At 70.6% G+C, this 13,875-nt stretch carries 14 protein-coding genes; 7 read left to right on the plus strand and 7 right to left on the minus strand.

Annotated features, from left to right (window positions below; genetic code table 11):
* Window positions 1-209: 209 nt before the first annotated feature.
* A complete protein-coding gene (locus AC3A6Y_RS00075) occupies window positions 210-884 on the plus strand; it encodes a histidine phosphatase family protein (RefSeq protein WP_487866205.1) in 675 nt (224 codons plus the stop codon).
* On the opposite strand, the gene cutA is transcribed toward AC3A6Y_RS00075, so the two are convergent.
* Genes cutA through AC3A6Y_RS00090 form a run of 3 tightly spaced genes read right to left on the minus strand, consistent with a single transcriptional unit; the run spans window position 875 to window position 1,824 of the window.
* Window positions 875-1,207 carry a divalent-cation tolerance protein CutA gene (cutA, locus tag AC3A6Y_RS00080; RefSeq protein WP_487866206.1) on the minus strand — a complete coding sequence of 111 codons (333 nt, stop codon included), beginning with the start codon at window positions 1,205-1,207 and terminating at the stop codon, window positions 875-877. The two genes, AC3A6Y_RS00075 and cutA, sit on opposite strands and share 10 nt — an antisense overlap.
* Window positions 1,208-1,223: 16 nt before the next feature.
* The gene (locus tag AC3A6Y_RS00085; RefSeq protein ID WP_309974213.1) at window positions 1,224-1,556 is read right to left on the minus strand and encodes a hypothetical protein; all 333 of its coding nucleotides are present in this window, start codon (window positions 1,554-1,556) and stop codon (window positions 1,224-1,226) included.
* Window positions 1,557-1,578: 22 nt separating this feature from the next.
* Window positions 1,579-1,824 (minus strand): GlsB/YeaQ/YmgE family stress response membrane protein, encoded by a 246-nt coding sequence (locus AC3A6Y_RS00090; RefSeq protein ID WP_487866207.1) that lies wholly within the window; start codon window positions 1,822-1,824, stop codon window positions 1,579-1,581.
* A 125-nt stretch (window positions 1,825-1,949) separates the two neighbouring features.
* On the opposite strand from AC3A6Y_RS00090, the gene AC3A6Y_RS00095 reads away from it, so the two are divergent.
* On the plus strand, window positions 1,950-2,579 hold the full coding sequence (locus tag AC3A6Y_RS00095) for a YbhB/YbcL family Raf kinase inhibitor-like protein (RefSeq protein WP_487866208.1): 630 nt from the start codon (window positions 1,950-1,952) through the stop codon (window positions 2,577-2,579).
* Window positions 2,580-2,594: 15 nt separating this feature from the next.
* Here AC3A6Y_RS00095 and AC3A6Y_RS00100 read toward each other — a convergent pair whose 3' ends face one another.
* On the minus strand, window positions 2,595-3,407 hold the full coding sequence (locus tag AC3A6Y_RS00100; RefSeq protein ID WP_487866209.1) for a creatininase family protein: 813 nt from the start codon (window positions 3,405-3,407) through the stop codon (window positions 2,595-2,597).
* A gap of 61 nt (window positions 3,408-3,468) precedes the next feature.
* A complete protein-coding gene (locus AC3A6Y_RS00105) occupies window positions 3,469-4,815 on the minus strand; it encodes a PQQ-dependent sugar dehydrogenase (protein WP_487866210.1) in 1,347 nt (448 codons plus the stop codon).
* Between the two features lie 140 nt (window positions 4,816-4,955).
* Here AC3A6Y_RS00105 and AC3A6Y_RS00110 point away from each other — a divergent pair, with 140 nt between their 5' ends.
* The 5 genes from AC3A6Y_RS00110 to priA all read left to right on the plus strand — a co-directional run bounded on the left by AC3A6Y_RS00110 (window position 4,956) and on the right by priA (window position 12,330).
* Window positions 4,956-5,699, plus strand: a complete 744-nt coding sequence (locus AC3A6Y_RS00110; protein ID WP_487866211.1) for an alanyl-tRNA editing protein — start codon at window positions 4,956-4,958, stop codon at window positions 5,697-5,699.
* A gap of 49 nt (window positions 5,700-5,748) precedes the next feature.
* Window positions 5,749-7,932 carry a protein-disulfide reductase DsbD family protein gene (locus AC3A6Y_RS00115; protein WP_487866212.1) on the plus strand — a complete coding sequence of 728 codons (2,184 nt, stop codon included), beginning with the start codon at window positions 5,749-5,751 and terminating at the stop codon, window positions 7,930-7,932.
* 93 nt (window positions 7,933-8,025) lie between these two features.
* The gene (locus AC3A6Y_RS00120) at window positions 8,026-8,718 is read left to right on the plus strand and encodes a thioredoxin family protein (protein ID WP_487866213.1); all 693 of its coding nucleotides are present in this window, start codon (window positions 8,026-8,028) and stop codon (window positions 8,716-8,718) included.
* A 40-nt stretch (window positions 8,719-8,758) separates the two neighbouring features.
* On the plus strand, window positions 8,759-9,865 hold the full coding sequence (gene hemE, locus AC3A6Y_RS00125; protein ID WP_487866214.1) for a uroporphyrinogen decarboxylase: 1,107 nt from the start codon (window positions 8,759-8,761) through the stop codon (window positions 9,863-9,865).
* Between the two features lie 368 nt (window positions 9,866-10,233).
* Window positions 10,234-12,330, plus strand: a complete 2,097-nt coding sequence (priA, locus tag AC3A6Y_RS00130; RefSeq protein ID WP_487866215.1) for a replication restart helicase PriA — start codon at window positions 10,234-10,236, stop codon at window positions 12,328-12,330.
* A 22-nt stretch (window positions 12,331-12,352) separates the two neighbouring features.
* Here priA and AC3A6Y_RS00135 read toward each other — a convergent pair whose 3' ends face one another.
* Together AC3A6Y_RS00135 and AC3A6Y_RS00140 are read right to left on the minus strand one after the other, a co-directional pair.
* The gene (locus tag AC3A6Y_RS00135; protein WP_487866216.1) at window positions 12,353-12,562 is read right to left on the minus strand and encodes a hypothetical protein; all 210 of its coding nucleotides are present in this window, start codon (window positions 12,560-12,562) and stop codon (window positions 12,353-12,355) included.
* Between the two features lie 235 nt (window positions 12,563-12,797).
* Window positions 12,798-13,808, minus strand: coding sequence for an AEC family transporter (locus AC3A6Y_RS00140; RefSeq protein WP_487866217.1), 1,011 nt, complete (start codon window positions 13,806-13,808; stop codon window positions 12,798-12,800).
* Window positions 13,809-13,875: the final 67 nt, after the last annotated feature.

The raw sequence follows: 13,875 nt of genomic DNA on the forward strand, positions 1-13,875 counted from the left end.
CCCTCTCCGGTGGATGAAGCGCCATTACCGCGCGGAAGGGCTGGCGCGGCCATGTCAACGAAAGTTCGCATTCTTACACAATGAACACTTAAGGACTCATCCACTTACAGAATTCGTTGCTTATTTCACCCAAGCGCCCGGGCGATGCGCCAGCGCAACGGTCACGGCCGGGACGGCAGAGGGCGGGGCGCCCCGGCAAAATTCCGCGCATGGGAACCCTCTATCTCGTGCGTCACGGCCAGGCCAGCTTCGGCGCGGACGACTACGACCAGCTCAGCGAACTGGGTCGACGGCAATCGCGGCGGCTGGGCGAGTACTGGCGCGAGCGCGGGATGCAGTTCGACGCGGTCATCACCGGCACGCTGAAGCGCCACCGCCAGACCTGGGAGGGGATCGCCGAGGGCCTGGGCCTGGTGCGCGACGACGTCCTGCCCTGGCCGGGGCTCAACGAGTACGACGCCGATGCCGTCATCGCCACCATCCATCCGGAAAAGCTGCAAAAGCCCGACTCGCCCGAGATGTACCGCCATCACTTCCGGCTGCTGCGCGATGGCCTGGGCGCCTGGATGCAGGGCCGCACGTCGCCCGTGGGCATGCCGAGCTATGTCGACTTTCTGGCCGGCGTGACCACCGCGCTCGACCATGTTCGCGGCAAGCACCACGGTGCCCGCGTGCTGGTGGTCTCCAGCGGCGGGCCGATCAGCACCGCGGTGGGCCATGTGCTGGGCACCAGTCCCGAGACCACGATCGAGCTCAACCTGCGCATCCGAAACACGGCCGTCACCGAGTTCGCCTTCACGCCCAAGCGCCACATGCTGTTGACCTACAACACCCTGCCGCACCTCGACGGCCCGGCCTACGAGGACTGGGTGACCTACGCCTGATCGGCGCCGGTGCTGCCGGCGGCGAGCCAGCGCAGGTAGTCCGGCGATCCGGCCGCGACCGGCACCTGCAGGATCTCCGGCGTCTCATAGCTGTGGCGCTCGCGGATGAAGGCCTCCAACGCCGGGAAACGCGCCGCCAGCGTCTTGATCAGGAGCAGCCATTCCGGCTCGCGGTGCAGCTTCTCCTGCCAGATGTAGAAGCTGCGCACGCGCTCCACCTGGACGCAGGCGGCGAGCCGGGCCTCCACAATGGCGGCGGCCAGCGCTTCGGCCTCGTCCTCGGTGCTGGCGGTGGTCATGACGATGCAGGCGGGGTGATCCATGGACGTCTCCGAAGATTCAGGCTTGCCACACGCCGTAGCCTGCTTCTCGCAGGGCGATGCCGAGCTCGACTTCCATCTCGCGCGCCGCCTCGTAGGGCATGGGGTTGTACACGGCGTACAGCGCCGGCAGCAGCCTGAGGCCGTAGTCACGCACGAAGGCATTGGCCTGGATGCCGGCCTTGTGCTTGTCGAAGCGTACGTCGGGATCCAGCCCCGTCATGCCCACGTAGACGAAAGGCTGGCCGAGGCGGTAGTCGGGATTGGCGCGCCGAAAGCGGCCGATGTTCCAGACCCGGTCGTCGAGCTCGACGACGTAGACATGATGGTGCGCCCTGGATCGACGGCCCATCGCCGCCCCGCTTCCTTGTTTGCTACTTGCGCTTGAGCAAGCCCCAGATGAAGAGCAGCACGACCGCGCCCACCACCGAGGCGATGAAGCCTGCGCCCTGCCCCGCCTGGTACCAGCCCATGGCCTGGCCCAGGTAGGTCGCGATCAGCGAGCCGGCGATGCCGATCAGGGTGGTCACGATGAAGCCGGCCGAGTCGTCGCCCGGTTTGATGGCGCGTGCCACAAGGCCTGCGACGAAGCCGATCAGAATGGTCCAGACGATGCTCATACGCTTCCTTGTGTGGGTGGGAGAAGACAGGAGCCGCCCGGCGGGGGCCCGATTCATGATAGCGGAGCACCGCGCCGCTCTCGTGTCCTACACGCCGCCTGCGGGTCGCGCGCTATACCCGCGGCATGCTCGAGAAGCTCCCCGAAGCCATCGGCCAGGCGCTGCACGGCGTGCGCGCCGGCCTGGACGAAATCGCCTTCAACACCTTGGGCCTGCGCCAGGGCATGGCCTCCATCACTTTGGGCAGCCTGGCCTTCGCCGATCATGCGCCCCTGCCGCCACGCTACACGGCCGACGGCGAGGGCCTGTCGCCGCCGCTGCAATGGACCGGCGTCCCGGCCGGCGCGGCATCGCTGGTGCTGGTGGTGGAGGACGCCGACTCGCCCACGCCCCATCCGCTGGTCCATGCGATCGCGGTCGGACTGCCGGCGGAGGACGGCAACCTGCCGGAAGCCGCTTTCCCCAGCGCCGACAACGCCGGCAACGGCCTGCACGCCGGGCGCAATTCCTATCTTCAAGCCGCCTGGCTGCCGCCCGACCCGCCACCGGGGCACGGGGTGCACCGCTATGCCTTCCAGATCTTCGCGCTGGACAGCGCGCCGGAGTTCTCGGCCACGCCGGGGCGCGACGAGGTGATGGAGCAGCTGCGCAGCCACGCGGTGGCGAGCGGGCTCTTGATCGGCACCTGCGAGCGGCCCGACGGCACGATCAAGATCGAGGACACCGCGCCCGGCGGCCCGGCGGTCGCGGGCTGAACGCCGGCTTCTTCTCTAAGGCAGCGGCCCGGTATGCGCGGTCGCCAGGGGCAGGCGCGACACCTCCGCCAGCAGCACGGCGAGCTGGCGCGCTGCGGCCTCGACCACCGCACGTCCCTTCTCCGGGTTCGCCGCGGCTGCATTGCCGGCGGCGCCCTCGGGGTTGTAGTCCTCCATGGCCCAGCCGAGCCGGGCGCTCTTGCCGTTGCCGAGCAGCGGGTAGTCGGCCGCCCGCTGGCGCGAGCTCGACCCGAAATCGCGTGCCGCCTGCATGTCCACCTGCGCCGGCGCCAGCGCCAGCATCATCGAGGTCTCGATCTCGCCCGCATGCACGCCGAAGCGGTGCTCCTCGGCGCTGAACTGCGCGCCGGCCTCGCCCAGGGGCAGGTTGAACCAGCTCGTGCTGTAGACGATCAGCCCATGGGCCGCGCGCAGCTCGCGCGCCACGATCTCCATCGCGCCGGTGTGCCCGCCATGGGCATTGAAGAAGACCAGCTTGCGCAGGCCGGCGCGCGCGACGCCGGCGCCGATCTCGCGCCACAGCCGGATCAGCGTCTCGGCCGACAAGGTCAGCGTGCCGGGGAAGCTGGCGTGCTCGGGGCTCAGGCCGATCGGCTGGCTGGGCAGGAAGAGCACCGGCAATTCGGCCGGCAGGAGCGGCACGGCCGCGGAAACGATGCCGTCGACCAGCGTCGAATCCACGCCCAGCGGCAGGTGCGGGCCGTGCTGCTCGGTCGCACCCAGGGGCAGCACCGCGACCGTTGCCGCCGGGTCGAGCGCGGCGAAGTCGCGGGTGGTGAGCTGGGACCAGAAACGAGGAAGGGACATGCGGCGATCTTAGGCCGCTCGGCGACACACGCGCCGAGCACCGGCACCGCCACCCCTCACGCTACCGCGCCCGCGCCACACGCCAGACGGTGTTGCCCACATCGTCGGCCACCAGCAGCGCGCCGCTCTTGTCCAGCGCCACGCCGACGGGCCGGCCCTGGGCCTTCTCGTCCGCGCTCAGAAAGCCGGTCAGAAAATCCACCGGCGGCCCGCTCGGCCGGCCGCCCGTGAAGGGCACGAACACCACCTTGTAGCCCGAGAGCGGCTTGCGGTTCCATGAGCCGTGCTCGCCGATGAACACGCCGCTGGCGAACTCAGGCGGCATGCCGCGCGGATGCGAGAAGGCCAGCCCCAGCGGCGCCACGTGCGAGCCGAGTGCGTAGTCGGGCACCACCGCCTTGGCCACCAGGTCCGGGCGCTGCGGCTCGACGCGCGCGTCCACATGGCTGCCGTAGTAGCTCCAGGGCCAGCCGTAGAAGGCGCCGTCCTTCACCGAAGTCAGGTAGTCCGGCACGAGGTCGCTGCCGATCTCGTCGCGCTCGTTCACCACCGTCCACAGCACCTGGGTGCCGGGCTCCCAGTCCAGGCCGTTGGGATTGCGCAGGCCGGTGGCGAACAGGCGCTTGGCACCGCTTTTCACGTCGACCTCCCAGATCGCGGCGCGGCCCTCTTCGGCATCCAGGCCGTTCTCGCCGACGTTGCTGTTGGAGCCCACCGTCACATAGAGCTTGCTGCCGTCGCGGTTGGCGATCACGTTCTTGGTCCAATGGTGGTTGATGCCGGCCGGCAGGTCGGTCACCTTCGTCGGCGTGGCCGTGATCGTCGTCTGGCCTTCGGCATAGGGTACCTTGACCAGCGCGTCGGCATTCGCGATGAAGAGCTCCTTGCCGACCAGCGCGACGCCGAAGGGCGAACTGAGGTTCTGCATGAACACCTGCCGCACTTCGGCGGTGCCGTCGCCATCGGCATCGCGCAGCAGGGTGATGCGGTTGGCGCTCGGCACCCCGGCGCCGGCGCGCTTCTGGAACATGTCGAAGACCCGCGACTTGATCCAGCCGACCGCGCCGCCGCCGCCCGTTTTCGCGCCCTCGGGCTTGGGCGGCTTGTTGCTCTCGACCGCCAACACATCGCCGTTGGGCAGGGTGTAGACCCAGCGCGGATGGTCCAGGCCGCGGGCCAGCGCCGTCACGACGAAGCCGCTGCGCGCCGTCGGGCCGGCAGCATCGCCCCAGCCGACTGCGGGCGCGACGCGGACGGTGGGTATCAGCGTCTTGTTGGGCGCCGGCAGCTGCGGGGTGGGGCCGATGCCGGCCCCGGGCGGCAGCTTGGCGGTGTCGCCGCACGCCGCCAGCAACAGGGCCGCCGCGAGCGCTGCGGCGGCTGCAGAAAAATGACTGAATCGCATCATCGCCATGATTCCTTCATGCGCAGCCGCGAATCCCACGGCGCTGCCACGAATGATCCCTCCTGGACAAGCGCCGGCTGTCGGCTGTGGGCGCTTTCGGGCGTGGGCGCACCCCGGCGCGGCGCCGCCGCTACCATCGAGCGATGACCGACGACCTGTTCCGCTCCGACGCCTACCTGCGCGAGTGCGAGGCCCGCGTCCTGCGCATCGACGAGGCCGGCGTCGTGCTCGACCGCACGGTGTTCTACCCGCTGGGCGGCGGCCAGGCCGGCGACAGCGGGCAACTGGTGCTGGCAGACGGACGGGCGCTGGCGATCGCCGACACCCGCAAGGCCAAGGATGCCGAGGGCCGGCCGACGAACGAGATCGCCCACGTGCCGGCGCCGGACCAGGCCGGGCTGCTGGCGGCCCTGAAGGCCGGCGATGCCGTGACGGCCCGCATCGACTGGGACCGTCGCCACAAGCTGATGCGCTTCCACACCGCGACCCACCTGCTGTGCCACCTCGTGGCGCAACCGGTCGACGGCTGCTCGATCACGCCCGATTACGCGCGGCTGGATTTCCACATGACCGACCCGCTGGACAAGGAGGCGCTCAGCGCCGGCCTGGCGCGGCTGGTGGCGGCCGGCCATCCACTGGCCTTGGGCGCGATCACCGACGAAGAGCTCGACGCCAATCCCGCGCTGGTCAAGAGCATGAGCGTGCAGCCGCCGCGCGGCACCGGCACGGTGCGCACGGTCCGGATCGGCGAGGCCGAGGCGATCGACTTCCAGCCGTGCGGCGGGACCCATGTGGCGAATACGCACGAGATCGGCGCCGTGGTCGTGACCAAGATCGAAAAGAAGAGCGCCAAGACCCGGCGGGTGGTGCTGGGATGGGCGGCTTGAGCCCGCTCGCCCGGAACTTCGCCCCCCGAGCACGCTCCGACTGACCGGCATGGCCCTCTTCTCCTTCCTCCGCCGCGCAGCCTTCCTGGCCGCCACCCTCGCTGCCAGCCTGCCGGCAGTCGCCCAGCTGGCTTCCCGCATTGGTCCCGTCGTCAGCACTCCCCATGTGCGCGCAGAGCTCGTCGCCCAGGCGCCGCAGGGCGTCTCGGCCGGTGCGCCGGTCTGGGTGGGGCTGCAGATCACGCACCAGCCCGAGTGGCACACCTACTGGAAGAACGCCGGCGACTCCGGCCTTCCGACCGAGCTGGCCTGGTCGCTGCCGGATGGCGTGTCGGCCGGCGAGATCGCCTGGCCCGTGCCCAAGAAGATCCCGATCGGCACCCTCGCCAATTACGGGTACGAGGGCACCGTGCTGCTGCCGGTGCCGCTCACGGTGGCACCCGACTTCAAGCCGCCGGCCGGCCTTACGGGCGCCGAGGCGCTGGACATCAAGCTCAAGGCTTCCTGGCTCGTCTGCCGCAAGGAATGCATCCCCGAGGACGGGGAGTTCCTGCTCAAGCTGCCGGTCCAGGGCTCCACGGCGCTGCACCAGAACGCCTTCGATGCGGCGCTGGCCGCCCGGCCCGAGCCCCTGGCCAAGCCCGGTTCGATCCGGATCGAGGGCCGGCAGCTCCAGGTCCGGCTCGACGGCCTGCCCGCCGCCGCGCGCGGCAAGACGCTGGACTTCTTCCCCGAGACAGCCGAGGTGATCCACACCGCGGCCGTCCTCGGCAAGGACTGGACGCAGGCCTGGGACGGCGACACCTGGACCGCCAGCGTGCCGCTGGCCGAGCAGCGCAGCGCCAGCCCCGGCACGATGCCGGTGGTGGTCGCCCTGGCGGAGTCCGACCGCAGGGCCGGCCAGCCCGTTGCCTGGCGCGCCGAGGCGCCGGTCAGCGGCACCTGGCCGGCCGTGGCCGCCCGCGCAGAGGTCTCGCCGGCGCTGCGGGCTGCGCTCGAGGCCAACACCGCGCCCCCGGCGCCGCAACCCTCCGGCAGCTTCGTCATGGCGCTGGTGGGCGCCCTGCTCGGCGGCTTGCTGCTCAACCTGATGCCCTGCGTGTTCCCGGTGCTGGCGATCAAGGTGCTGGGTTTCACCCGGCGCGCCGACGACGACGCCGGCCACCGGATGGCCGCCGTGGCCTACACGGGCGGGGTCATGCTGTCCTTCCTGGCGCTCGGGGCCGCGATGCTGGCCCTGCGGGCGGCGGGTGCGGAGCTGGGCTGGGGCTTCCAGCTGCAGTCGCCCGCGGTGGTGGCGGTGCTGGCCGCTCTCTTCACGCTGATCGGGCTCAACCTGGCGGGCCTGTTCGAGTTCGGCATGCTCGCGCCCTCCTCGGTGTGCAGCGCCCAGGTGCGGCACCCGATGGCCAACGATTTCCTGTCCGGCGTGCTGGCGGTGGTGATCGCCTCGCCCTGCACCGCTCCCTTCATGGGCGCGTCCATGGGCTTCACGATCGGACTGCCGGCCGCGCAGGCCCTGCTGATCTTCGCGGCGCTGGGCTTCGGCCTGGCCCTGCCCTACCTGGCCGCCGGTTTCGTGCCGGGGGTGGCGCGCCTGCTGCCCCGGCCCGGGCCGTGGATGAACATCCTGCGCCGGCTCCTCGCTTTCCCGATCTTCGCCACGGTGGCCTGGCTGGTCTGGGTGCTGGGCCAGCAAAGCGGCATCGACGGCGCGGGCGCACTGCTGGGCCTGCTGGTGTGCCTGGCGGCGGTCGTCTGGGCCCTCACCCTGCGCGGCCGCACGCGCATCGTGCTGGCCAGCGCGCTGATCGCGGTCACCGCCGTCCTGGCGGGTGCGATCGGCGGCAACGTGGTGCGCAGTGCGGCGCCCGCCGCGGTCGCCTCGGCCGGCGAGCGCTGGCAGGCCTGGTCGCCCGCGCGCGTGAGCGAACTCGCGGCCGAAGGGCGCCCGGTGTTCGTGGACTTCACGGCCGCCTGGTGCGTCACCTGCCAGTACAACAAACGCAGCACGCTGGCCGATGCCGTGCTGCTGGCCGAGTTCGACGCGAAGAAGGTGGCCATGCTGCGCGCCGACTGGACCCGGCGCGACCCCGAGATCACCGCCGCGCTGGCCGCGCTGGGCCGCAGCGGCGTGCCCGCCTATGTGCTGATGGCGCCGGGCCGCACGCCGGTGGTGCTGACCGAGATCCTGAGCAAGGAAGAGGTCCGCCAGGCGCTGGCACGACTTTGACCCTGCCCCTCTACGGGTTGTCACAAGCAGGTGAGGAAAGCGTTCTAAGCTGTCGCGGTCGTTGATTTTTTGCAAGTGGAGTTCAAGCTGACCATGCCCTCATCGTCAACCGCAGACTCGCGTTCCTACCGCGCCGCGCGCCAGGCGCGCGCGGCCCTGAGCCGAGCCTCCCGCCGCGCCGTGATGGCCGCCGCCGTGGCCCTCGGCGCCACCTTCCTAATGAATTCCCACGCCGTGGCCGCGCCGGCCGTCGGCCAGAAGGCGCCCGATTTCGTCGCCGTCGACACCGCGGGCAAGCAGCACCGGCTGTCCGATTTCGCCGGCAAGTTCGTGGTGCTCGAATGGACCAACCCGGGCTGCCCCTTCGTGCGCAAGCACTACGGCAGCGGCAACATGCCCGCCACCCAGAAGGCCGCGACCGAAAAGGGCGTGGTCTGGCTGGCCGTCAATTCCACCGAGCGCGCCGCCGGCGACTACTTGAAGCCGGCCGCGCTCGATGCCTGGATGAAGGAGCAGTCGGCCGCTCCCACGGCGGTGCTGATGGACGAGGACGGGGTGATCGGCCGCGCCTATGCCGCGCGCACCACGCCGCACCTCTACATCATCGATCCCAAGGGGGTGCTGGTGTATGCCGGCGGCATCGACAGCATCGCCTCGTCCCGCACCGAGGACATCAAGACGGCCACCAACTACGTGAACCAGGCCCTCGGCGAGGCCTTCGGCGGCAAGCCGATCAGCGCGGCGACGACCAGGCCCTACGGTTGCTCGATCAAGTACAAAGCCTGAGCGCCCGGCCCCCGGCGAGGGCCCCTGCGACAATCGCGGGATGCCTTTCGCCCCCCTGAAGAACGACACTTTCCTGCGCGCCTGCTGGCGCCAGGCCACCGACCACACGCCCGTCTGGCTGATGCGCCAGGCCGGGCGCTACCTGCCTGAATATGTGGCGACGCGTGCCCGGGCCGGCAGCTTCATGGGGCTGGCGACCAACGTGGACTACGCCACCGAGGTCACGCTGCAGCCGCTCGCGCGCTACCCGCTCGACGCGGCGATCCTGTTCTCCGACATCCTCACGGTGCCCGACGCGATGGGCCTGGGCCTGTCCTTCGAGGCCGGGGAGGGCCCGCGCTTTGCGCGGCCGGTGCGCGACGAAGCGGCCATCGGCGCCCTCGAGGTGCCGGACATGGACAAGCTGCGCTATGTCTTCGACGCGGTCGCCTCGATCCGCCGTGCCCTCGACGGCCGCGTGCCGCTGATCGGCTTCTCCGGCAGCCCCTGGACGCTGGCCTGCTACATGGTCGAGGGTGCCGGCTCGAGCGACTACCGCCTGGTCAAGACCCTGCTCTACAGCCGCCCCGACCTCATGCACCGCCTGCTCACGGTGAATGCCGACGCCGTGGCGGCCTACCTCAACGCCCAGATCGACGCCGGCGCACAGGCCGTGATGGTCTTCGACAGCTGGGGCGGCGTGCTGGCCGACGGCGCCTTCCAGGATTTCAGCCTGGCCTACACCGCCCGCGTGCTGTCGCAGCTCCAGCGCCAGGGCGCGGACGGCCAGCCCGTGCCGCGCATCGTCTTCACCAAGGGCGGCGGGCTCTGGCTGGAGGGCATGCGCGCTCTGGACTGCGAGGTGCTGGGCCTGGACTGGACCGTCAACCTCGGCCGCGCCCGCATGCTGGTGGGCGAGGGCGACGGCGGCAAGGCACTGCAGGGCAACATCGATCCCAACGTGCTGTTCGCCCCGCCCGAGCGGATCGAGGCCGAGGTCGCGAAGGTGCTGCAGGCCTTCGGCCGGCCGCACTGCGACCCCGCGTCGAGCGGACCGACCCACATCTTCAACCTGGGGCATGGGATCAGCCAGTTCACCCCACCCGAGCACGTCGCCGCGCTGGTGGCCGCCGTTCACGCGCAGTCCCGCGCCCTGCGCGGCCTCTGAGGCCGTTATGGGTTGTAAGCAGCTGAGATCGAGGGTCGCGCGTTTGTCAAGTTCGAAAATGGTGAGGACGGACTGACTTATGCACAAAACCATCGTTGCGGCGCCAAAAATCGCCGGAAGGCCCGCCAGCCCTGCTCCTAAAGCGATAGCGCCGCTAAGTCATTGATTCATATGGATTTTGAGTTTTGCTTTTTTTGCGGGCATTCCAGCGGAAGCCTTGATTCTCAAGGCCTGGCGGCGCGTCGGGCCTCGATATCAACAAAGTTATCCACAGCAACGCTGGATGGCTTTCAAAGCGCTGCCAAATCAAGGACTTAGGCCGCTTTGCTCCAAGTTCCTTTAACCATCGGCCCGAACGGAAGCGCGTCTTGAACTGGCGTCTCGAGGTCGCCGTTCAGACTCCGGCGCACAGCGCATTAGGGGATGTACTGAGCTACGCCAGCCCCCTGCCTGTCGCGCCCGGCGCACTGGTGCGGGTGCCGCTGGGCCGCCGCGAGGTGCTCGGGGTGGTGTGGTCGGCCCAGCCTGCCGGAACGCAGGACGATGCGGCGGCGCCGGTGGAGCTCAAGCCCGTCGGCGCCGTACTGGACGCGTTGCCGCCGCTGGGCGCGGGCTGGCGCGACCTGGTGGCCTTTGCCGCCCGCTATTACCAGCGCTCGCTCGGCGAGATCGCGCTCGCTGCGCTGCCGCCCCAGCTGCGGGACCTGAGCACGGTGCAGCTGGCGCGGCGCCTCAAGCGCCAGGCCGCGCCCGCCGCCGCCGCGGCCTCTTCCAGCGGCCCGGCGCTGACCCCCGAGCAGGCGCAGGCCCTGGCGCGCTTCGATGCCGAAAGCGGTCCTTTCCTGCTCTTCGGCAGCACCGGCAGCGGCAAGACCGAGGTCTACCTCCAGGCGGTCGCGGCGCTGCTCCAGCGCGAGCCGCAGGCCCAGGCCCTGGTGATGGTGCCCGAGATCAATCTGACGCCGCAGCTGGAGGCGCGCTTCAAGAACCGCTTCGGCAGCGGCGCCGTGGTGTCGCTGCACAGCGGCATGACCCATCCCCAGCGCCTGGCCAGCTGGCTGGCGGCGCACGGCGGAGCGGCGCGCATCGTGCTGGGCACCCGGATGGCGGTGTTCGCCTCGATGCCCGCGCTCAAGCTGATCGTGGTCGACGAGGAGCACGACCCCAGCTACAAGCAGCAGGAAGGCGCACGTTACTCGGCCCGCGACCTGGCCGTCTGGCGCGGCCGGCGCGAGGGCGCGAAGGTGATGCTGGGCTCGGCCACGCCCTCGCTGGAGAGCTGGCACCAGAGCCGGCCGGCCGCAGGCGAGGATGGCGGCGGGCGCTACGTACGGCTGGCGATGCCCTCGCGCATCGGCACCGCGGCACTGCCGACGGTGCGGCTGGTCGACATGGGCCTGCAGCCGCCGCGTACGGTGCTGTCTGCCGCGCTGCTCGACGCCATCGGCCAGCGGGTGGCGCGTGGCGAGCAGAGCATGGTGTTCCTCAACCGGCGCGGCTATGCGCCGGTGCTGGCCTGCGGCGACTGCGACTGGAAGAGCGAATGCCCGCACTGCAGCGCCTTCCGCGTGTTCCACAAGATCGACCGCACGCTGCGCTGCCACCACTGCGGCTTCACCGAGCGGGTGCCGCGCGCCTGCCCGGCCTGCGGCAACCCCGACATCGCCCCGGTGGGCCGCGGCACGGAGCGGCTGGAAGAGCACCTGGGGGAACTGTTCGCCGGCGTGACGCGGCCCGACGGCAGTCCGGTGCGCATCGCCCGCATCGACGCCGACAGCACGCGCCGGCAGGGCGCGCTCGAGTCGCAGCTGGCCGCCGTGCATGCCGGCGAGGTCGACGTGCTGGTGGGCACGCAGATGATCGCCAAGGGCCACGACTTCCGGCGCATCACGCTGGTCGCGGCGGCCAACCCCGACGGGGCGCTCTTTTCCAGCGACTTCCGCGCGCCCGAGCGGCTGTTCGGCCTGCTCATGCAATCGGCGGGGCGCGCGGGGCGGGACGCGGCCTATCTGGCGGCGCAGGGAACGACCGCCGAGATGTGGATCCAGACCCATCACCCGCAGCACGCCCTCTTCGCCGCCCTGCGCCGGCACGACTACCCCGCCTTCGCCCAGCGCGAGCTGGAGGAGCGCGCCGCCGCCGGGATGCCGCCCTTCGCCTTCCAGGCCCTGCTGCGTGCCGACGCCCGAACGCAGGAGGCGGCGCAGGGCTTCCTCAATGCCGCCGGCGCGGCGGCCGAAGGGCTGGAGGGCGCGCAGCAAGTCACCCGCTATTCCGCCGTGCCGCACGCGATCCAGCGCGTGGCCAACGTGGAACGGGCGCAGCTGCTGGTCGAGAGCGCCTCGCGCGCCGCGCTGCAGCGCCTGCTCGCGGCCTGGCAGCCGCTGCTGCACGAATTGCGCAAGCAGCCCGAAGGCAAGGGCGTGATCCGCTGGCTGGTCGACGTGGACCCCCATAGCATCTGAACGGGCGAGCCCCGGGGGGGCTTCAGTGCAGCCCGATCGGCTGCTTGCCCATTTCGATGTACTGCAGGGCCGTGCGGCGCTTGCGGTGGGGGTGGCTGCGCCAGACGAAGAGAAGAAGGCTGGTGGCGCCCGTGGCGAGCGCCGTGCCGGCGCCGAGGGCGCCCGCGTGCCAGAGCCAAGCTACCGTGGCAAGGCATGCCACCCACAGCATCCAGCGCATCCAAGTCGTCATGGCAGTTTTCCCCCAAGTTTTGACGCCACTTTAGCAGGGCATTTGAAAACAGAAGAATTAGTCGAATGGAATATAGCTAGAACTATCGGCCCATAGCCGCCGGGGGTCTGTAGGCAATATTCTGAAACATGGGTTGACATTGCTCGAGACGGGAGTCGAGCTGAAACATGGCCTTGAACGGTCCGACGCCGACCCCTGCAAGCTCGGCGTGCTCACGCCCTGACCCGACGGGGCGTCAGCGCACCCAGCCCACCATGAGCGGGAAGCTGAAGAAGGCCGCCACGGTGGTCCACAAAATGATGCGCGCGATGCGCCCGCTGTCGGCGCCGAAGCGCTCGGCCAGCATGGCCACGTTGCTCGCGCTCGGCAGGGCGGCCACCAGCACGATGGCGACCAGCGCATTGCGCTCGAGCGGCAGGCCCCACGCCACGGCGGTGCGCGCCACCCCGTAGACCAGCAGAGGGTGCGCCAGCATCTTGATCGCGGCCACCGACAGCAGGTCGGCAGTTGGCGCCCGCGACGGCGCCGGCACCCCGCTGCCCATCGCCTCGGCCACGCGCGCGCTGGCGCGATGCTCGCGCGCCAGCAGCGCAGAGCGCGCCAGCACGGCGCCGATGGTGAACAGCGCCACCGGCGAGGCGGCCTCGCCCAGCATGGCGACCGTGCGCTCGGCCGGGCCCGGCAGCGCGAGGCCGCTCGCCGAGAACAGCCCGCCGAGCAGGATTGCCCAGGGCATCGGGTTCTGCACGATGCCGCGCAGGGCCTGCCGCGCCGCCCGGGCCGCGCCCTGCGCGCCGGCCCCGTCCAGGCGCGACAGGGCGATGCACAGCGAGGAGGTCAGCACCAGGTCGAAGGCGATGGTGATGATCATCGGCGAGGCCGCCTGCGCGCCCAGGATGGCGATCAGCAGCGGCAGCCCCATGAAGCCGGTGTTGGGGAAAGCGGCCACCAGCGCGCCGAAGGCCGCGTCGTTCCACGCCAGGCCCCGGCGGCGCGCCAGGCCCACGGTGACGCCGACCACGAGCAGCGCGCAAGTGCCCCACACCAGCGCCACGCCCGCATCGAGCAGCTGTGCGATCGGCGCGCCCGCGCCGAAGCGGAACAGCATGCACGGCAGCGCGAAATAGAGCACGAAGGCGTTGAGGCCCGGAATGGCCGCCAGCGGCAGCGCGCCGCTGCGTGCCGCCGCATAGCCGGCCGCAATCAAGGCGAAAAACGGGATGGTGACGGCGAGGATGTGCAGCACGCGGCGATTGTCGCCCTGGCACATCGCGACACAGCTTTCACAAGGCCTTGCATCGGGCCGCCCCCGT

The sequence above is a fragment of the Variovorax sp. Soil_C_17 genome, from assembly GCF_057657265.1.